This is a genomic window from Winogradskyella rapida, from assembly GCF_042675845.1.
GTDB classification, from domain to species: domain Bacteria; phylum Bacteroidota; class Bacteroidia; order Flavobacteriales; family Flavobacteriaceae; genus Winogradskyella; species Winogradskyella rapida.
Genome location: NZ_JBHTKM010000010.1, coordinates 62,728 through 81,178, shown reverse-complemented (window position 1 = coordinate 81,178; position 18,451 = coordinate 62,728). Strand labels below are relative to the sequence as shown.

Annotated in this window: 17 protein-coding genes; 7 read left to right on the top strand and 10 right to left on the bottom strand. The window is 36.6% G+C overall.

What is annotated here, in order from left to right; genetic code table 11:
• Positions 1 to 61: 61 nt before the first annotated feature.
• The 4 genes from ACFQ13_RS02205 to ACFQ13_RS02190 all read left to right on the top strand — a co-directional run bounded on the left by ACFQ13_RS02205 (position 62) and on the right by ACFQ13_RS02190 (position 4,798).
• Complete coding sequence (locus ACFQ13_RS02205) at positions 62 to 2,233, top strand: FUSC family membrane protein (RefSeq protein WP_386113538.1); 2,172 nt, start codon at positions 62 to 64, stop codon at positions 2,231 to 2,233.
• A 96-nt stretch (positions 2,234 to 2,329) separates the two neighbouring features.
• Positions 2,330 to 2,620 carry a hypothetical protein gene (locus tag ACFQ13_RS02200; RefSeq protein WP_386113537.1) on the top strand — a complete coding sequence of 97 codons (291 nt, stop codon included), beginning with the start codon at positions 2,330 to 2,332 and terminating at the stop codon, positions 2,618 to 2,620.
• A gap of 124 nt (positions 2,621 to 2,744) precedes the next feature.
• A complete protein-coding gene (locus ACFQ13_RS02195) occupies positions 2,745 to 3,266 on the top strand; it encodes a 5' nucleotidase, NT5C type (RefSeq protein ID WP_114310239.1) in 522 nt (173 codons plus the stop codon).
• Between the two features lie 194 nt (positions 3,267 to 3,460).
• Positions 3,461 to 4,798, top strand: a complete 1,338-nt coding sequence (locus ACFQ13_RS02190) for an exonuclease domain-containing protein (protein WP_386113535.1) — start codon at positions 3,461 to 3,463, stop codon at positions 4,796 to 4,798.
• A 23-nt stretch (positions 4,799 to 4,821) separates the two neighbouring features.
• Here ACFQ13_RS02190 and ACFQ13_RS02185 read toward each other — a convergent pair whose 3' ends face one another.
• The 5 genes from ACFQ13_RS02185 to ACFQ13_RS02165 all read right to left on the bottom strand — a co-directional run bounded on the left by ACFQ13_RS02185 (position 4,822) and on the right by ACFQ13_RS02165 (position 11,035).
• Positions 4,822 to 4,998, bottom strand: coding sequence for an adenylosuccinate synthetase (locus tag ACFQ13_RS02185; protein WP_114310497.1), 177 nt, complete (start codon positions 4,996 to 4,998; stop codon positions 4,822 to 4,824).
• A gap of 163 nt (positions 4,999 to 5,161) precedes the next feature.
• On the bottom strand, positions 5,162 to 5,692 hold the full coding sequence (locus ACFQ13_RS02180; RefSeq protein WP_386113533.1) for a hypothetical protein: 531 nt from the start codon (positions 5,690 to 5,692) through the stop codon (positions 5,162 to 5,164).
• 196 nt (positions 5,693 to 5,888) lie between these two features.
• Positions 5,889 to 7,628, bottom strand: a complete 1,740-nt coding sequence (locus ACFQ13_RS02175; RefSeq protein ID WP_386113531.1) for a hypothetical protein — start codon at positions 7,626 to 7,628, stop codon at positions 5,889 to 5,891.
• 177 nt (positions 7,629 to 7,805) lie between these two features.
• Positions 7,806 to 10,301 (bottom strand): ABC transporter permease, encoded by a 2,496-nt coding sequence (locus ACFQ13_RS02170; RefSeq protein WP_386114120.1) that lies wholly within the window; start codon positions 10,299 to 10,301, stop codon positions 7,806 to 7,808.
• A gap of 44 nt (positions 10,302 to 10,345) precedes the next feature.
• Positions 10,346 to 11,035, bottom strand: a complete 690-nt coding sequence (locus ACFQ13_RS02165) for an ABC transporter ATP-binding protein (RefSeq protein ID WP_386113529.1) — start codon at positions 11,033 to 11,035, stop codon at positions 10,346 to 10,348.
• 29 nt (positions 11,036 to 11,064) lie between these two features.
• Between ACFQ13_RS02165 and ACFQ13_RS02160 the strand changes: the two genes are divergently transcribed.
• A complete protein-coding gene (locus ACFQ13_RS02160) occupies positions 11,065 to 11,811 on the top strand; it encodes an arylesterase (RefSeq protein ID WP_386113528.1) in 747 nt (248 codons plus the stop codon).
• A gap of 137 nt (positions 11,812 to 11,948) precedes the next feature.
• On the opposite strand, the gene ACFQ13_RS02155 is transcribed toward ACFQ13_RS02160, so the two are convergent.
• From ACFQ13_RS02155 to ACFQ13_RS02145, 3 genes are all read right to left on the bottom strand, one after another.
• Positions 11,949 to 13,259, bottom strand: a complete 1,311-nt coding sequence (locus tag ACFQ13_RS02155) for a DEAD/DEAH box helicase (RefSeq protein WP_386113526.1) — start codon at positions 13,257 to 13,259, stop codon at positions 11,949 to 11,951.
• A 2-nt stretch (positions 13,260 to 13,261) separates the two neighbouring features.
• Complete coding sequence (locus ACFQ13_RS02150; RefSeq protein WP_386113524.1) at positions 13,262 to 14,602, bottom strand: DEAD/DEAH box helicase; 1,341 nt, start codon at positions 14,600 to 14,602, stop codon at positions 13,262 to 13,264.
• A gap of 191 nt (positions 14,603 to 14,793) precedes the next feature.
• Positions 14,794 to 15,045, bottom strand: coding sequence for a cold-shock protein (locus tag ACFQ13_RS02145; RefSeq protein WP_114310230.1), 252 nt, complete (start codon positions 15,043 to 15,045; stop codon positions 14,794 to 14,796).
• A 190-nt stretch (positions 15,046 to 15,235) separates the two neighbouring features.
• Here ACFQ13_RS02145 and ACFQ13_RS02140 point away from each other — a divergent pair, with 190 nt between their 5' ends.
• Together ACFQ13_RS02140 and ACFQ13_RS02135 are read left to right on the top strand one after the other, a co-directional pair.
• Positions 15,236 to 15,805, top strand: coding sequence for a Crp/Fnr family transcriptional regulator (locus tag ACFQ13_RS02140; RefSeq protein WP_386113522.1), 570 nt, complete (start codon positions 15,236 to 15,238; stop codon positions 15,803 to 15,805).
• A 68-nt stretch (positions 15,806 to 15,873) separates the two neighbouring features.
• Complete coding sequence (locus ACFQ13_RS02135) at positions 15,874 to 16,614, top strand: acyl-CoA desaturase (protein ID WP_386113520.1); 741 nt, start codon at positions 15,874 to 15,876, stop codon at positions 16,612 to 16,614.
• Between the two features lie 37 nt (positions 16,615 to 16,651).
• Here ACFQ13_RS02135 and ACFQ13_RS02130 read toward each other — a convergent pair whose 3' ends face one another.
• Both ACFQ13_RS02130 and ACFQ13_RS02125 read right to left on the bottom strand, forming a co-directional pair.
• Positions 16,652 to 17,569, bottom strand: a complete 918-nt coding sequence (locus tag ACFQ13_RS02130) for a mechanosensitive ion channel family protein (RefSeq protein ID WP_386113519.1) — start codon at positions 17,567 to 17,569, stop codon at positions 16,652 to 16,654.
• A gap of 176 nt (positions 17,570 to 17,745) precedes the next feature.
• Complete coding sequence (locus ACFQ13_RS02125; protein ID WP_386113517.1) at positions 17,746 to 18,354, bottom strand: hypothetical protein; 609 nt, start codon at positions 18,352 to 18,354, stop codon at positions 17,746 to 17,748.
• Positions 18,355 to 18,451: the final 97 nt, after the last annotated feature.

Genomic DNA, 18,451 nt, shown 5'->3' with positions numbered 1-18,451 from the left:
GGGTCATTTAAAGCCGATTCGTTAATTTTACAAGACGAACCAATGCAGATGCCCAAATGATATGAAGAAGCTACAAAATTTACGTTTTAAACAGCTTCCTTGGTTGGCGACTTATAAAACCAAATTTCTTCGCAATCCTAACCGTTTACTCTCGGCAAAAGCAACCTTAGTTATTGGAGTGTTGTTAATTGTTACCTTGGGTTTAGGTTATCCTTTTTATGCGGTAACTTTAGGTTTAGGGGCATTAGCTGGTGCCTTATCAGAAACGGATGATCATCCCAAAGGCCGCCTAAAATCAATGGCCTTGAAAATTATATGTTTTCTTATTGCTAGTGTTTCGGTAGAGCTCTTACAGCCCTACCCGATTATTTTAGGCGTTGGACTAGGCTTATCGACCATTTTATTAATTCTCATTGGTGGAATAAGTGAGCGCTTTAGAGGCGTTAGTTTTGGTGGGTTGTTAATCGGGATTTACACCATGATTGGTACGCAAATTAGTCCTGATTGGTATATGCAGCCTATTCTGTTAACTTCCGGTGCTGTGATTTACGGATTGGTGTCTTACCTACAGTTGCGCCTCAAACCTTACAGTCTTCTAGAAGAACAATTGGCAAGAGGCTTTTTGGCCTTGTCGTTATATTTTGAAGAAAAATCAAAACTCTTTCCGAGTACGGCTTCAGAACAGAAAGATATCAGAGCTAGTTTAGCCTTGTTAAATGTGAAAACGGTGGTGGCTTTAGACCGTTGTAAGGAGGTTTTAAATAGCTATGGCGAATCCTTGCCCGACCAAAATGTTCTAAAACCGTATCTATATTATTTTATGGTGTTGCAAAGTTTGCACGAACGGGCCACCTCAAGCCATGAACGCTACGATTTGTTAAGTACGGATCCCTCTAATAAAGATGTGATAGGTGGCATCCGACAATTATTACGAGGCTTGTCTACCGCGTCGCATCGATTTGGACACAGTTTGCTCACCGGTAAAACCTATAAGCATCCTACAGCTTTAGATTGGGTAACCACTGCCGTTGCCAACACGATTAAGAATAATGATGTTCAACCGTCTTTACCGATTAGTTTATTAATAAGAAATTTAAAAGCTTCGCATTTAGCTTTCAAAAATATTGAGGATAATTACGAGTTGGTGATGCTTCCTAAGCTAGAAAAAGACCCTCGTAGTTATTTTGAGCGGTTTAAATCTCAGCTGCATATAAGCCATCCTAAAATGCGCTATGCCTTGCAGTTAAGTTTGGCTTTTGTTATTGCATATTGCACCTATCGCTTTTTTGAAATTGAAAAAGGTGAATGGGTCATTTTAACCGTGCTTCTTGTGTTGCAACCGAGTTATAGTGAAACCCGAAAGTTTTTATTGCAACGTATTTTTGGAACGCTCATTGGGGTGGTTAGCGGTATTCTTGTAATACAATTGGTTACCTTTTCGGGCCAAATTGCTTTAATGATTTTATCGACTTATCTGTTCTTTTTTTGGTTAAAACGGCAGTATTCTATAAGTGTTATTTTCATTACTTTCTTTGTGCTTTGTGCGTTTAATATCATCGCAGGGAAAGGGGTTGATGTTATGGCTCCCCGACTTATAGATACGGTGTATGGTGCTTTAATTGCATTTATTGTCATCCGTTTTTTATGGCCTAATTGGCAATATAAAAAGCTTCCTGAGTTGTTAAGTTTGGTTATTTTGAATAACTCCGCATATTTAAAAGCGATCTTAAAGGCTTATAAGTCACCACATCCAGACGATTTGGAATATCGAATAGCAAGAAGAAAAGCCCATAGAGCAGATAATGCTTTGGTAATGGTGTGGCAAAACATGCAATTAGACCCTAAAAAGCATCAAAAATTAAAAGCTACAGCCTTCCGTCTAACCTACCTCAATCATGCACTATTGTCTTATTTGTCGGCCTTAGGGGTGCACAAAGATCACAATACCAAACAATCTATTAATGTGGTGATTATTGAAAATCATATTTTAAAAACCTTAGATCAAGCCAATAAATGGTTAACGGTTAAAGACATCAAAGAAATGAAGTCTATTGAAGAAGATTTAGCGGAAATAAGACGTATGCTCCACACTAAAAAGGAGATATCAGAGCGTTTAGATTACAGTTTGCTGTTCAATATTACAGAAGTGACCCAGCGCATCTTAAAGGAAGCAAAACGCTTTCACTTTACGGATGATGACGATTTGAAGACAGTTTTGAAGGATCGGGCTTAAAATAAGCGCTTTCAAACGCATTAATATTTTGTGTTTTTCCGTTAAAGCATCTTTGGTAATCGTGTTAATTTTGAGATACATCAAAACAAAATGATTATGAAAGACGATAAAAACAAAACCAGTTATAATTCAGATATTACCAAAGAAGAGGAACGCCTTTTAGGGGACAAATCTGGAAATTTAAGGCAAGACAATGGCGATGATGAAATTCTTAAAAAACGTGAAAACGAGCCAGATTTTGCTGCTAATAATCTCGATATTCCAGGGGGTAGAAATGCAAGACCATTGACAAATGATCGCCACTCTGATGAGGAGAATAGACATCACAGTCTTGGTAGTGACCACAATGAAAACCTAGAGTTGGATATTGACAATAAGGATAAGTAATAAAGAAATAAAGGGATTACGCGCAATTCGGTTCTCATTCAGAGCTGTTAAATTAAGGTGAAATGCCTAAGTGTTATTTGCGTATTCCTTGCAATATTAAGACCTTAGTACAAAATTGAAACCTATGACAATATTTGTAGACATGGATGATGTCTTGGCCGATACCTATGGCAAGCACATTGAAATGTATAATCTAGAACACCAACAAGAATTATGTGTCTCTCAAATCACGGAAGGCGAAATGTGGCAAAACGTCCCAGAAATGCATCAAAAAAGTATTTTGAAGCATGCGCATCAGCCTGGTTTTTTTAGAGATTTAAAGCCTATTAAAGACGCTATTCAGGTTATGGAAGCCCTATATGCAAAGCATGAAGTGTATATTGCTACTGCGGCAACCCAATTTCCGAATTCCTTAGAGGAAAAGAGTGAGTGGTTAGCAGAACACATGCCTTTTATTACCTGGCAGCATCAAATTATGTGTGGCCATAAGTTTATTCTTAAAGGCGATTTGCTTATTGATGATAGAACTTATAATCTTGAAAATTTTGACGGCGATACGCTATTATTTAATTCGCCTCATAACGTCAATGACACCGGTTATACCCGCGTCTCAACTTGGTTAGAAATTGCAGAACGTTTACTCTAATCGGTAATAAGAGACGCCTGACGCTTCGTTAGCTTATACTAAAAAAGTATATATATAGCTATGGAAACTTGCCTTGCGTAAGTGGTCATGGCTTTTTTTGTGAAAATGATTAAGGTATACGGTCTACTACGAGAATACTTTAATGGGCAGAAAACCTTATCTTTACAAGGCTATAAAAAAGAAGAATTAAAATCATGTTATATACAATTATTGATGTTGAAACCACAGGTAAAAGTCAACGCATTACTGAGATTTCAATTTTTAAATACGATGGCGATACGGTTGTAGATGAGTTTACCTCTTTAGTGAATCCCATTGCTTATATTCCACAACATATAACTGCCTTGACAGGAATTGATAATCATTTAGTGGCTGATGCTCCTTTGTTTGAGGATATTGCTCAAGATATTTTAGATATTACAGAAGGAACCATTTTTGTAGCTCACAACGTTAATTTCGATTATAATATTATAAGTTCAGAATTTAAGCGCTTAGACCTCCCGTTTCAACGAAAAAAATTGTGTACCGTAAGGCTCTCAAGGCGTTTGTTGCCAGGGCATCGTTCCTATAGTTTAGGGAAACTCTGTCAGGCTCTAGATATAAAATTAGTGGATAGACACCGTGCTCGTGGTGATGCTGAAGCGACTGTTATTTTGTTTGAAATGTTATTGGCACAGCCCGAAGCCACAACTGTATTTACGGAGTTTTTAAACAAGAATTCTAGAGAAGCAACCTTACCTCCTAACCTTCCTAAGGCCACTTTTGAAGCTTTACCGACCACGGCTGGGATTTACTATTTTAAAAATAAAAAAGGGAAGGTCATTTACGTGGGGAAAGCCATTAATATAAAAAAGAGAGTTCTAAGCCATTTCTATAGTAAGACTAAAAAATCCTTAGATATGGTGCGAGAAACGGGCGATATTGATTTTGAAATTTCCGGGAGTGAACTCGTGGCCTTATTGATGGAAGATGCTGCAATTAAACATTATTATCCTATTCATAATAAAGTGGCGAAACGAGCACCACAAGCCTATTCCATTGTCTCTTATCAAGATCGAAAAGGGATTATTCATTTAGCGAGTAACAAAGGAAATCTTGTCCCTAATCCGATGATTACATTCTATAGTCTCAGGGAAATACGCGCATTTTTAGAAAAGTTGTGTGCGAAATATAATTTATGTCCTAAATATTGTCATTTACAGGAAGCGGTTACCGAATGTTCGCATTACAGTATTACAGATTGTCGTGGAATTTGCAGAGATGAAGAGTCTGTAGAAACCTATAACAATAGAGTACTTGAAGCTATTTACGACATTAGTAATCAAAAAAGAGATCTCGTGATTAAGGAAAAAGGTCGTACCCAAGAGGAAGACGCCTTTGTCTTGATTGAAAATGGGACGTATTTGGGTTACGGTTTTATAGAGAAAGAGGTTCAAATTCAACATCCCGAAGAACTTCATGATTTTCTTATTCCACAAAAGAACAACCGAGATATTCAAAAAATATTAAGACCCTATCTCTTAGAACTCTAAGCCAATGTTTTGTCGCTTTTTGTTTACAGTTTGTTGTTTTTCTGCTGTTTCCAAATAAAGTAGAAGACAATCATTAAAATTGGAAGCACAATAAACACAATGATGTCAAAAGTGCTATTAAAATCAATAGGACTGCTGCTTCCTGGTGTTGGTGCTGCTGTAGGGGTTTGTATAAAAATTGGTCGTAACAGATTTTGCATAGTGTCTTTTTTTAAGGTTGACATTAAGTTACAAAAAATAAGAAAAGGAGCTCTTAATATTAACTTAAATCCTTGGACTTCGGCTAGATTTTATAAGATTGGCCTTCATAAAGAAAGCAGCACGATTAAGGTGCTGCTTTTTAACTTAGCTAACCAAGGTTACCTAAGATGTTAAGGGAAGGGAAACTGTTTTTATACGGTCATCTTTTTTGAGTTGTACCGTGTAGCGTCTTGTGGTGCCTTCAGGCTGGTCGTAATTTAATTGGCAAGTGCTTTTATAAAACGACCATCCGGGGTAGTCTTTAGCTAATTTCACGCTCAATTGATATGGAATTCTAACGTCAGTATAATGTTCTTCAGAACGTAATATAAGGCCTTTGTAATCATAAATAGCGGTAATGGTATTGGCCTTTGATTGAAAATGTACCGTATACGTTACGCTCTTATTCTTACTATAGACAGGATCTTTTTTAATGTTATAATTCGCTGCAAGCTGTTGCAAGGTTTTCATGTTTGCTGCAAAAGAAGCCGTTGCCTGCCGTTCAGCCTTTAAATAAGGAGCATTGAGAACTGCAACTTTAGAACTCTTATAGGGTTTTGTTTTGTGAGTTGAAATTTCCATAGCGAGTTCGTTTTGTGCTGAAATTAGGTGGGTTAATCCTAGAAATACTAAACCAAAAAGTGTCGTTTTCATCTGAATATTGTTTTTAAAAGTGAGACTAAAAATGAAGGTTATTTTAGTTTGAGGCCCATGCAAAATTTACACAAGACCAAAGTAAAGGGTTATAAGGCTATAGCTAAATTTTGAGCATAGACCCTTAATAAACAGCCTATAGACAAACAATAGACAAGCAATGTATAATGGCTTTTAGAGCTTGTTTTAGAGGAGATTATAAATTTTGAATAAACAGATCTAAATCGTTGTCTTCTGAAAGTTGAAGTTTTTTACGTAAGCGATAGCGACTTGTATTTAGAGAAGCTAAGGTGATATTTTGAAGCGTGGCAATACTGCGGCTTTCAATTTTTAAACGAATCAGTGAACAGAGTCTAATTTCATTTTTACTTAAGTTGGGGAACTGTGCAATTAACTTACTGTAAAAGGCATCGCTCAATTTATCTAAACGTTCAAAAAAGGCTTGCGTATCACTGTCTACCGTGATTTTATTTTTAATGTCGGTAGACAAGGTTTTAAATAAGTTGCTCCGCTCCTCGCCTGTTGCTTTAGAAATTTGGTCTAATTGATGGGCGAGATTTTTAGCCCAATCTTGGTCTTGCGTTAGTTTTAGTGCAAAATCAGATAGATCACGTTCTTTAGATTTTATTTCCGAGTTGAGCTGCTCTATTTTTAAAGCCGTATTCTCTAAAGTTTGCTCGGCTAATAATTGTTTGTTCTTAGCATTGATCAGATGTTGTCTGCGATTAAATATTAAGAGCACCAAAATCACAATAAATACAGAAGATAGTATTCCGATAAACCAAAGCTTTACCCGTTGGGCTTTAATCATTTTTTCTTTTTGAAGTTGGTCTATTTTAAAATCCAATCCTATTTTAGATAAGGTAATCGCGTTGAGTTCTGCTCTCCATTTTTTATCAGCCTGCTCAGAAAGCGTCTTAAGACTATCTGAAATTGTTTGTACCGTTTTTACGACTTTATAGGCCTCTTTTATGCGATTTTGAGCGCTTAGCAATTGCTCTTTAGCGTTTAGGTATTCCAATTGTGTGGTTGCGGATAACGCTTGATTTTGGGGTGGTGAACGGACAATATCAGAAAGCTTGTTAAAGGTTATCTGGGCGGTATCTAAACGGTTTAGATAAATATTAGCCTCAATACTCTGAGCCCCTGCGCTCACAAGTCTTGGGAGGTCTATTAATAAGGTTTTTTCATTTCTAGCGGTTTGGTAAAACTTAAAATTTTCAGCGTATAAGGCTGCGGCGTTTTGGTAGTCATTTTGGTATCTGTAGATGTCTGCCATATTATCTCTAAGACTACCATTGAGACTGTGCAGCGGATGATGGGCCTGTGTTAAGCGATAAGCGCTTTTAAAATACGTCATGGCCGTATCTGGCTTGTTCTTGTACCAATAGAAAAAGAGCCCGTAATTATTTAAGGCCGACGGATGATAGATATAGTTAAGTGGTTTGGTGAACGCTACATTTGTCTTATGCTGTTCTTCTGCGTCGTCATATGCACCAAGTTTAGCATAACTTTCAGCGAGCATACTCCTCGCATAACTCCGCATTTCTTTATAGTGTTCGTGCTGAGTTAGACTGAGTTCTTGATGATGCTTTTGAAAATAATCAAAAAAATGAAGATAAGATTTTATGGATTCCTTCGGAAAACCGACTTCGTGAAACCAATTGCCAGAATGAAGATAATTGTCTAAGACAAATTGAGTACGTCCTTTAATACTTTTTAAAAGGTCTAAGCGCTGCACATGTAAAGACAGGTAGTTTTGCATCTCTGCATCTGAATACGAACTTCGTCGGTATGTTTGAAGTTCATCTTCAGGAAAAATAGCCGTCATAGAATCGCTAATCTGTTTGAATTCTAAAAAAGCTGAGGAGGATTCAGACTGCAGTTCTTGTCCATATACCGTCAGAAACACAAGGCCAGATAAAATTAATAGCAAAGAATTTATAATCGATTTCAAAATCAACAAAATAAGAATTCTTCTAAAGATACTATTTTTTTAACCATCTGTAAATCAGTGTTTATTGTGCTTGTTGTCTAGAGGGTTAGAAAGAAAAAGAGCTAAAGGAATAAAATTCCAATGGCTCTTATTTTATTAGATATAATTAAGTCTATACTAAGCTTCCTTGCGTAAAACGGCTAAGGGCGAACTTTTTAAAACCGTTCTTATATTGCTCAGACCAATGATTAATACCAAGAGGGTAATTCCCGGTAAAAACACGACAAACGGTATTAAGGAAGGAACAAAGGGTTCGTTAAAAAGTAATAAGGCCAAACAAAGACTACTGATTAAGGCTAGTAGAATTCCTACCAAACTCCCTAAGGCACCCAAAAAGAGATATTCAAATGCTGAAATCTTTAAAATATGTGCGTTTTTTGCGCCTAAAGTTCTAAGTAAAACACTTTCCTTAATGCGTTGGTATTTACTCGTTCTTACCGATCCTATTAACACTATGATTCCTGTGATAATGCTAAAAAAGGCCATAAAATTAATCACCCAAGAAACCTTATCGAGGATGTCTTCAACAATAGTAAAAACCTGTCGCAAATCAATAACCGTAATATTCGGAAATTCAGCCACTAAATTTCGTTGGAGTTCCGCTGAAATATTATCGTTAGGCACGGCTGTTAAAACTACACTAAATTGTGGTGCTTTTTCTAAAACTCCTGCGGGAAAGAGTACAGTGAAGTTAGGATGCATCTGTCGCCAATCGACCTCACGGATGCTTCCAATGGTAGTTTCCATAAGTACCCCTTGAACATTAAACACAACAGGGTCGCCCACGTTTAACTTTGCACTTTCAGCTAAATTATCGGATACTGAAATAACTATAGGGTCTCCTGGATTTAATCGAGGAGTCCAAACACCTTCCTTTAGAATTTCAGAATCAATAAGCGAATCTCTATAGGTCGCTCTAAACTCATGACTTAGCACCCAACCATTAACCTTTCGTGTAGAATCTTGTCGGATGTCATTCACTAAGCGGTTATTAATACTGTGCATCCGCATGGTGACAATAGGGATGGTAGAAACCACGGGTAATTCACTCGCTATAATACGATTTTCAACAGCTTCACGTTGCTCTGTTTGGACGTCCAATAAGATTAAATTGGCGGTATCAGCATTCTGTTCCACTTCAGTTTTTGCTAAGAGGATATCTTTAGTAAAGTATAAATTACTTATTAAAAAGGTTCCTAAACCGATGGCTACAACTAAAACTACGGTTTGGTTATTGGGACGAAATAAATTTAATAAACTTTGACGCGCCGTAAAGCTCCAGCGTGAAGGGAAAAAACGTTTGATTCCTTTGATACTTAACCATGCAATGCCTGCTAATACTGAAAAGGTCACTAATGTGGCCAGTACAAATGCCGAAGCGTATTTTAAATTATCTAGCAAGCCATAAGAAAATAAAAACAAGAATGCTAGGATGGCTCCATACACCAAAAGTTTCACTTTCAAAGGCTCGTTTGTAGCTTGTTCATTAACACGAAGAACTTCCAAAGGCGACACATACCAAGTTCGTAATAAAGGCAATAAAGCAAATAATACGGACATGAATAAACCTAACAACACACCGATAATAAGAGGTTGCGCTGCGATAGAAATTTCAACTGTAAAGGGTAGAAAATCTTTGAGTAAATAAGGAAATAAGGTTTGGATTCCGATTCCAATAAGGGATCCCATTAAGCCACCAATAATTCCAATCCCTGCAATTTGAATAAGAAATATTAAAAAGCTTTGTAATCGCGACGCGCCTAAACATTTTAAAACGGCAATGGCCGCTAATTTTTCTTTGATATAAATATGTACCGAGCTTGCAATCCCAATACAGCCAAGTAATAAGGCAATAAATGCCGCTAGATTCAGAAAGTTTCCTACATTTTCATAGCGTTTCCCTAAACGTCGACTTGTGCTGGTGTGGGTATCCAAATCTAAATTACCAGAATCGAGTTTGGGTTTTAGAGCTTCTGCAAACTTGTCGATATCTACGGTTTCAGGTGTTTTAAAAAAGTATTGATATTCCTTTCGGCTTCCAAACTGAAGCAGTCCTGTGGCTTCTAGAAATTGATATGGGATAACGATTGGTGGCGCTACGGAGGTACTTATTGCGGTACTTCCAGGAATAGCTTTTAGGGCTCCTGCAATTGGTAAAGTGAGATTACCAACTTTAATTGAATCGCCTGGTTGTACATTAAACTGAAGCATTAAGGTGGCGTCTACTAAAGCCCCGCCAGAAGTTTGATAAGTGTCTGCGGCAACGCTTGGCGCGGTATCTATAGTTCCGTAAAACGGAAAATCCCCTTCTAAACCTCTTACTTTAACCAATTTGGTGCCTCCATTTTTAGGAAAGGCCACCATAGATACAAAATTTACTTCTTTGGCGTCCGGTTGTAAAGAGTCTATAAGGGCTTGTTCTTGAGTATTGGGGGCCTGCTTAATGTCTATAGTATAGTCGGCTCCCATTAGAGCTTTGGACTGCAGTTTTATGTTGTCCGTTAGATTATGACTAAAGAGTTGGATGGATACTACGGCTGCAATGCCTAGTATTATGGAGGCCATAAAAAGCAAGAGTCTAACCCGACTTGCTTTAGCATCTCTCCAAGCCATTTTAAATAGCCAGATGGTATTCTGATTCATAAGCGATGTCTTATTTACTGTACGGATGTCATTTCATTAGTTAAAATTCTTCCGCCTTTAAGACGTAAGATCTGCTGCGTTCTTTGGGCTAAATCTAAATCGTGAGTGATAATTACCAAGGTGGTGCCCGCTTCTTTGTTGAGTTGCAATAACAATTGAATGACCTTTTCTCCTGTTTCTTCATCTAAATTCCCAGTGGGCTCATCTGCAAATAAAATGGAAGGTGCATTGGCAAAGGCTCTTGCTAAAGCTACACGCTGCTGTTCTCCGCCGGAAAGTTGAGAGGGATAATGGTGAATTCGTTTTCCTAAACCCACTTTTTCCAATAACTCCGTACTTTTTTTAACCGCTAAAGGATCGCCTTGAAGCTCTAAGGGAACACTCACATTTTCTAAGGCTGTTAATGTGGGAAGTAATTGAAAATTCTGAAAAATAAAGCCAACATTTTTATTTCTAAGTTGCGCTCTTTGATCTTCGCTAAGGGTTTTTAAATCTTGGCCACAAAGTTCTACAGAACCTTTATTAGGTTGGTCTAAACCCGCACATAATCCAAGTAATGTTGTTTTTCCACTTCCAGATGGGCCAACAATAGAAAAGGTTTGTCCTTGTTCTACCGCAAAGGAAACCTCATGCAAGACCGTTAATTGTTTGTTACCGCTAGAATATGTTTTTTCTAGACCAGTTATGTTTAATATCTTTGGCATACTAATTATTAATTAAAATAAGACACTTTATGTCGAAGGCTGAAAATAATCAATTGCGTTTAAATGTACTAACCTCCATCTCTCAGAAACTCATAAAGTTTTGTTATTTTCTAACGGTACTGCTTGTGGTGGCTTGTGGTGATCGTAACACAGAAAAGAAAACGGCTGAAGTAAATACGGAAGTTGTTAGTGAACAAACTGAAACGGAAACGAGTGGGACTAAAACGATTTTGTGTTTTGGGGATAGTATTACGGCAGGTTATGGCTTAGACGATACGGATGATGCGTATCCGGGAGTTTTACAACGTAAAATAGATACTTTAGGTTTAGATTATACCGTGGTTAATTCTGGGGTTAGTGGTGAAACGACAGCTGGAGGAAAAGCCCGTATTGATTGGGTTCTAAATCAAGATATCGATATATTTATTTTAGAATTAGGGGCTAATGATGGTCTTAGAGGTGTTAATTTAGTGGAAACCACCATGAATTTACAAGCTATTATAGATCGTGTTAAGTCTGAAAGTCCTAAGACAAAAATTATCCTGGCGGGTATGCAGTTGCCACCTAACATGGGACAAGAATATACTAGAGATTTTAAACAGGTTTTTATGAATCTTGCTGAAAAAAATGAGATTGAATTTATCCCTTTTATTTTAGAAGATGTCGGTGGAATTGCTGAACTGAATCAAAAAGATGGCATCCACCCTACTGAGGAAGGTCATGAATTAGTGGCCAATACCGTGTGGAAAACCTTAAAGCCTTTAGTGACGCCTTAAGAACGCCTAATGCGGAATTTGGCGTTGCTAGTTAAATACTACTCATTCAAGTTGAAGTGTTATTGCCTTTATTAGCGTAGCACTTCAACTTAAAATAAGTGAATCCTTTTAAAAGTAATAAGGTTGATTTGAAGACCTTAAATAAGATAAACTCTTACTTTTTTCTTCTTTAAACGCGAATTGTTAAGGTCTGCCGCTAAATTTTCAGCAAGTTTAGCCGGAACAGAGACAAAAGCGCAATCTTGTTTTAATTCAATAACCCCTAACTGATCTTTTTTAAGCTGGCCTTGTTTAAAAAATAAACCAGCGATATCGCCTTTAGATATTTTGTCCTTTCGTCCGCCCGAAATAAATAAGGTTTCCCAATAGGTAGGCTTAATAGGTGATTTTGAAGTGGTATCCGCCACATCTGCGGCCTCAATAAAATCGGGTAATAATTGATCTTTCCATTTTAAAATGTACGCCGTTCCTTTTGCTGAAACACGTGCTGTTCTTCCATTTCTATGAATAAATTCTTCTTTATGAAGTGGAAGCTCATAGTGGATAATGAATTCCATTTCGGGAACATCAATACCACGTGCAGCCAAATCTGTTGCAATCAGTAATTGGTGGGTGCCATTTCTAAATTTAATAAGGGCACGTTCCCGATCTTTCTGTTCCATCCCGCCATTAAAACAACCATGAGTTATACGATGCTTGTTTAGAAAATCGCTAACCGTCTGTATGCTATCTTTTAAATTACAGAAAATAATTCCCTGGGCATTTCCAATATGCTGTAATAAACCTAAAAGTGTGGTTAGTTTACTCTTATCTGGAGATATAACCAATTTTAAGGCTAATTTAGAAACTTTAGTCCCTAAATAATCTATGACTTTAGGCGCATTAAGCCCAACAAAATCAGGAATATCTACGCCTTGAGTCGCAGAGGTTAATACACGTTTGTTTAAATGGGTTAAATCCTTAATGATGGCGCGCATTTCATATTCAAAACCAACCTCTAAAGACTTGTCAAATTCATCGAGAATTAAGGTTTTTATGTGCGCTTTTGTGAAGCGTTCATTTGAGAAATGATCTTCAATACGCCCCGGAGTCCCTACTAAAATAGCAGGAGTGTGTTTCAAGTCAATTTTATCCTTAGACATCGCCCTTCCTCCGTAAACAGCATTGACTTTATAGCCAGAGCCCATAGAGCGAATCACCTGTTCTATTTGAATGGCTAATTCTCGAGATGGCACTAACACCAAAGCTTGAATATGCTCACAATTGGGATCTAAACTCTGAATAAGAGGTAATGCAAAAGCCAAGGTTTTACCGGTTCCTGTAGGGGAAAGTAAAATGGTATTGGGATGATTAGGAATAACCTTTTGAGCCTCCTTCTGCATCGGATTAAGAGCCGAAATGTTTAATTTCTCTAAAATCTCTGCCTGTGTTTTTATCGGTTCTGCCATAATTATTTCTTTTTCTTAGCTTTAGAGTCCGCTGTTGTAGGGATGTTTTTGCTGTTTTGCATTAAATAATTTGAGAGAATTTTATCAACTAACTCTTCCTTAGTTAAATGATGAAATATGGTTTTTACTTTCGCCTTTAAATCTTCAGAAACCTCGCGATTAGGCTTTGTTTTAAAGATTTTTTTAGCCCAAAGTAAGGTGTTATTGTCTTCTAGACTTTGTGCGTCTGCTTTTTGTATTTCGGTAAATGTAATTCCTAATTCATCTTCAAAATCATCAATATCAATAACTTCTTCTTCCTGAAGTACCGTTAAAGATAGACCTTTCGCTCCTGCCCTAGCCGTTCGTCCACTTCGATGCACATAAGCTTCATAGGTATCTGGAAGGTGATAGTTTACAACATAAGAGATGTCTTTAACATCAATACCTCTTGCGGCTAAATCCGTGGCCACTAAAATAGAAATATGACCCTCTCTAAATTGACCCATAATACGATCTCTAATCCCTTGAGATAAACTTCCATGAAGTGCTCCAGACGAGAATTTATGAATGGCTAGATTCTTAGCTAATTTGTTAACGGCAGCTTTCGTCTTACAAAAAATAATACCGCGTTCACCTTCTCTAGAATTTAAAAAATGCATGAGCACTTCTAATTTTTCTATAGGTTCTACAACCACAAATTGGTGGTCAATACCTTGATGTCCTTTGGTTTCGGTCCGAGCCTCAATTTGAACCACCTTTTTAGACATATAATTCTGCACCAATTGTTTAATGGCACCCGATAAGGTTGCAGTAAACAATAACGTACGTCTTGTTTTAGGAAGCGCTTTAATAATTTGATCGACGTCCGTTTTTAGAGCGCTTAGCATTTCATCAGCTTCATCTAAAACCAAATAGCGAAGTTGCGTTAAATCTATGGCGTTTCGCTCTATTAAATCCACTAAACGTCCTGGCGTAGCAACAACTAGGTGTGTTGGTTGCGTTAATTGTTCTATTTGTGGTTTTACGGGTTGCCCACCAAAAGCGGCAACCATAGAAATAGAAGGGTTATGTTTTGAAAAATCTTGTAGATTCGAATAAATTTGCTGACCCAACTCACGCGTTGGCGCTAAAATAACTGTCTGAACATTAGTGTTATCAACATCGATAAGCTGAAGTAAAGGAAGTCCGAAGGCTGCCGTTTTTCCCGTACCTGTTTGTGCAATAGCAACCACATCCTCTTTCTGATTCAGTAGAATTGGGATGGCTTTTTGCTGAATATCTGTAGGGACAGAAATTTGTAATTCGGCTAAACTCTGGATAAGTTCAGTTTGGATTCCTAAATCGGAAAAATGCTTAGACATAAATAATAATTTTGGTAAAGATACGCATACCGTTCTCGGTATTATGAAAAATAAAAACAGCCGGCGTTAGATGCTGTATGTTGAAGGTGTAAAAGCTATAGGTATTAGTCTACTGAGCTTCACACTTCTGAGTGATAACAATTGGGCATAAAAAAACCATTAATTAAAATGGTTAAGAATTTTATCAGGGATTAAGATTTCTTTATCACACGAACATTTGTTGCGATAGGACCTTTTTTACCTTTTTCGATATTAAATGATACCTTATTCTTTTCCCTAATCTTATCCACAAGGTTTGTAGTGTGTACAAAGATCTCTTCGTTAGAATCGTTAATGATAATAAATCCAAATCCTTTTTTAGCATTAAAAAATTTCACGACACCTTCTTTCGTTTCTAACTCCTTATTACTATTAAACAATTTATTTATTAAATTTTTAATCATCTTTTCTATTGTGTATTAGATTTAAAAATGCAAAAAGCAATGGTTTACTTTTAATTGATATGCTGCAAAAATAATATAAATAATAGAGTTAGTAAGAAACATTCTAAAGATATCATGGAATATTATCTAAATTCATTCTAAAAATAGCACGAATATGTATCTTTACCGTTTTAACTGTTAGTAAAAAAGAGTGGAACAAATAAAAGCGTATTTAGACCAGTTAGCGACGATCTCACAGCCGGACTGGGATTATTTTACTTCAAGATTACAGCGTAGAGTTATAAAAAAGAAAACGGTCTTTTTAAAAACTGACGCTATAGAGAATCATATTTCTTTTATAGAATCTGGTGTGGTGCGTTTATTTATTCCGAAAGAGAACCCGAATAAAGAAATTACCTTTGGTTTTAGTTTTAAAAATCAGTTTGTAAGTGCTTACGATTCTTTTTTAACCCAAACCCCTTCAGCCTACCAGTTACAAGCCCTTACAGATACGACGTTGTTAAGTATGACTTATGACGACTTGCAAGACGTGTATCAGCACACACAAATAGGAAATTTAATTGGTAGACTTACCGCTGAGCGTTTGTTTTTACTCAAATCAAAACGCGAACAAAACCTCTTAAACCTCACAGCGGAAGAACGTTATTTAAAATTATTTAAAGAACGTCCAGAACTTTTAAAGGTGATTCCTCTTAAATATATTAGCTCTTATATAGGAGTAACAGCCCAAGCTTTAAGCCGAATTAGAAAACGATTGTAATTGCATTTAATTGATTTAGGTTCATTGTTTGGCTTAAGACATCAATTTATCTTTGCAAAAAAAATGTTATGATTATTATTTTGTTTGTGCTTGTGCTTTGGTATGGGGGACTCTTTTTTCAGTCTTTTTTTCTTCACCGTTACGCCGCGCACCAAGTGTTTACTATGTCTAAGCCTGTAGAGCGTCTTACTTTTATTCTAACTTGGATTTTTCAAGGCTCTAGTTATTTAAGTGCTTATGGGTATGGTATAATGCACCGTATGCATCATGCGTATACGGATACAGAACAAGATCCGCACTCCCCTTCATATGATGCTAATGTGTTTGCAATGATGTGGAAAACAAAAACAATCTACCAAGATATTAATCAACAACGTATTGCTGTAGACGAGCGTTTTACTAAAAATGTTCCGCAATGGAAATCATTTGATGCCTTTGCCAGTTCTCGCTTTTCTAGACTTTTATGGATGGCTTTATATGTTGTGGTTTTTGCTGTTTTTGCTACAGCTTGGTGGCAGTGGCTATTATTACCTGTTACGCTTTTAATGGCGCCTATCCACGGGGTTATTATTAATTGGTTTGGTCATATTTATGGTTATGTTAACTTTAAAATGAAGAATACCAGTAAAAATTTATTTCGTTTCGATTTTTTAATGATGGGCGAAGGCTACCATAATAACCATCATAAGCATGCGAGCCGTGCTAATTTTGGTGTCAATTGGTATGAAATTGATGTCACTTATGTGATTATTAAAATTTTAAACGCTTTAGGTATTATAAAATTGAAAGCCGTTCCGGTTAAAAAATAAAAATAAAGGAAGGCGTTTAGCTTTCAGGATTTATAATTTATTCTGAAGCGCGATCTCTAGGATCTTTACGGACACGTAAAGGAATATCTTCTTCGTTACCATAGAGTTTTAATTCTTTAATATCCGCCGGAAGATTAAAGCCTTCCTTAGCTAGGACTTCTTTGACTTGTTTAATAACGAGACCTCTTAGAATGCGAGATGATTTTCTATAATCTAAAGTTTCAACCCAAAAGAAGACTTTAAGGTTCACGGTACTTGCCGCGAGTTCGTTTTCTATAACGAAGTTATCGTGGATATCATCATGAACAATATCGGGATGCGAATTTAAAATATGGTGAATGATGGTTTTAGCCGCTTCAATATCATCTTCATAAGAAATTCCTACTATAAATTCATTCCTATAATAGCCATCGGCTGTGTAGTTTTCTACCGCTTTAGTGAGGACGTCACTATTAGGAATAAAAATATCGCGGCCATCAGGTGTTTTTATATGGGTGTATCTAAAATTTAAAGCCTTTACTTTCCCAAACAGATCGGCTACCAAGATGGTGTCGTTAACATTAAAAGGACGATTAAAAGCAAGTATAATTCCTGCTAAAAAGTTTTTTCCAATATCCTGAAAAGCAAAACCTAAAACAATAGCCGCACCTCCAGCGGCGGTGAGTATCCCAGTAGCTACTCCACTTAAGCCGGCAACTTGTAAGGCGAGTAATATGGCAATTAAAATAAGGATGGTTTTTATGGCTTGCGCTAGAAAGCGTGCCATAAGGGGGTCTTCAGCTTTTTTTAAGATTCGTTTCTTATAAATATCTGTCAAAAATTTAGCGATAAGAACTCCTAAAATAATCACAAGGATTCCTAAGGCAATACGAGGTAAAACTTCTAAAAAGCGATCGTAATAATCTAAAACGGAATTTCTAACGGTTTCTGAAGGATCCTGGGTGCTTATGGGCATAATCTCGGTTTTATATTAAGATGAGGAAGATCGTAAAAAACCGTCTTATGCTTTAACCCATTAAATGAGAACTGTAACCCTAATACTTTTAGAATTATACCTCTTATATTAAGCATAAAAAAAACACTCTAAAATTGTAGAGCGTTTTTAAAATATGAAATTGTTGTTTATAGAGATTAGCGCATGGCCATAGTATCCGATTTTAAGATGATGTCGTATTCTGCCACTAATAAACCATCTTCAGTTTGAGGTTTTAAGATGCGTGACGTATCTCCGTTTTTCTTCATACGCTTTCTGCAAGATTGCGTTAATAACGGATCATTATCAAATAATAAGGTGTCTTCCATATATTTTGGCGTCGCGGGTGCTTTTATAGATGGAAATATTTGTTGTGGTTGGTTATAACGTCTGTCCCCTCCTGGCACAAATGTATATAAGGTATATTGTCCGTTCGCATCCGTTTTAACCCAACTGCGATGAAACACATAACGTTCATCTCCAGATTTTCTTAAATCAAAATTACCATCTTCATCAGGTTGTTCTATAAATAGGATAACATCTTTTGCTGGTGTAACACCATCACTTTGGTAAATTGTTCCCGTTAATTTAAGCTTGTTTTCTTTCGAATGATATTCAGGAATAGTATCAACAGATCTTAATTGCTTTATAACATTGGGCGCAATAAGTTGTTCTAAATCCGTTTCTAAGTCGGCATCTTGTGCAACAACAGTATTGAACATGAAACATACACTAAGGATCGAAAGGAAGGCGCTCAAATTTTTCATACAAATAGGTTTTAATACCTTCAAAGTTGTCAATTAAATACGGTAAAACCTTAAAAATCATATTAATGCAGTTTTTATCCGATAAAGTGAAATTAGA

What these genes read in the sequence shown, in the direction of transcription:
- ACFQ13_RS02185 (WP_114310497.1), bottom strand. Translation starts at nt 4,998, where the DNA reads ATGCAAAATCTGTTACGACCAATTTTTATACAAACCCCTACAGCAGCA.
- ACFQ13_RS02130 (WP_386113519.1), bottom strand. Translation starts at nt 17,569, where the DNA reads ATGCCCATAAGCACCCAGGATCCTTCAGAAACCGTTAGAAATTCCGTT.
- ACFQ13_RS02205 (WP_386113538.1), top strand. Translation starts at nt 62, where the DNA reads ATGAAGAAGCTACAAAATTTACGTTTTAAACAGCTTCCTTGGTTGGCG.
- ACFQ13_RS02160 (WP_386113528.1), top strand. Translation starts at nt 11,065, where the DNA reads ATGTCGAAGGCTGAAAATAATCAATTGCGTTTAAATGTACTAACCTCC.
- ACFQ13_RS02145 (WP_114310230.1), bottom strand. Translation starts at nt 15,045, where the DNA reads ATGATTAAAAATTTAATAAATAAATTGTTTAATAGTAATAAGGAGTTA.
- ACFQ13_RS02165 (WP_386113529.1), bottom strand. Translation starts at nt 11,035, where the DNA reads ATGCCAAAGATATTAAACATAACTGGTCTAGAAAAAACATATTCTAGC.
- ACFQ13_RS02150 (WP_386113524.1), bottom strand. Translation starts at nt 14,602, where the DNA reads ATGTCTAAGCATTTTTCCGATTTAGGAATCCAAACTGAACTTATCCAG.
- ACFQ13_RS02170 (WP_386114120.1), bottom strand. Translation starts at nt 10,301, where the DNA reads ATGGCTTGGAGAGATGCTAAAGCAAGTCGGGTTAGACTCTTGCTTTTT.
- ACFQ13_RS02195 (WP_114310239.1), top strand. Translation starts at nt 2,745, where the DNA reads ATGACAATATTTGTAGACATGGATGATGTCTTGGCCGATACCTATGGC.
- ACFQ13_RS02125 (WP_386113517.1), bottom strand. Translation starts at nt 18,354, where the DNA reads ATGAAAAATTTGAGCGCCTTCCTTTCGATCCTTAGTGTATGTTTCATG.
- ACFQ13_RS02155 (WP_386113526.1), bottom strand. Translation starts at nt 13,259, where the DNA reads ATGGCAGAACCGATAAAAACACAGGCAGAGATTTTAGAGAAATTAAAC.
- ACFQ13_RS02135 (WP_386113520.1), top strand. Translation starts at nt 15,874, where the DNA reads ATGATTATTATTTTGTTTGTGCTTGTGCTTTGGTATGGGGGACTCTTT.
- ACFQ13_RS02200 (WP_386113537.1), top strand. Translation starts at nt 2,330, where the DNA reads ATGAAAGACGATAAAAACAAAACCAGTTATAATTCAGATATTACCAAA.
- ACFQ13_RS02190 (WP_386113535.1), top strand. Translation starts at nt 3,461, where the DNA reads ATGTTATATACAATTATTGATGTTGAAACCACAGGTAAAAGTCAACGC.
- ACFQ13_RS02180 (WP_386113533.1), bottom strand. Translation starts at nt 5,692, where the DNA reads ATGAAAACGACACTTTTTGGTTTAGTATTTCTAGGATTAACCCACCTA.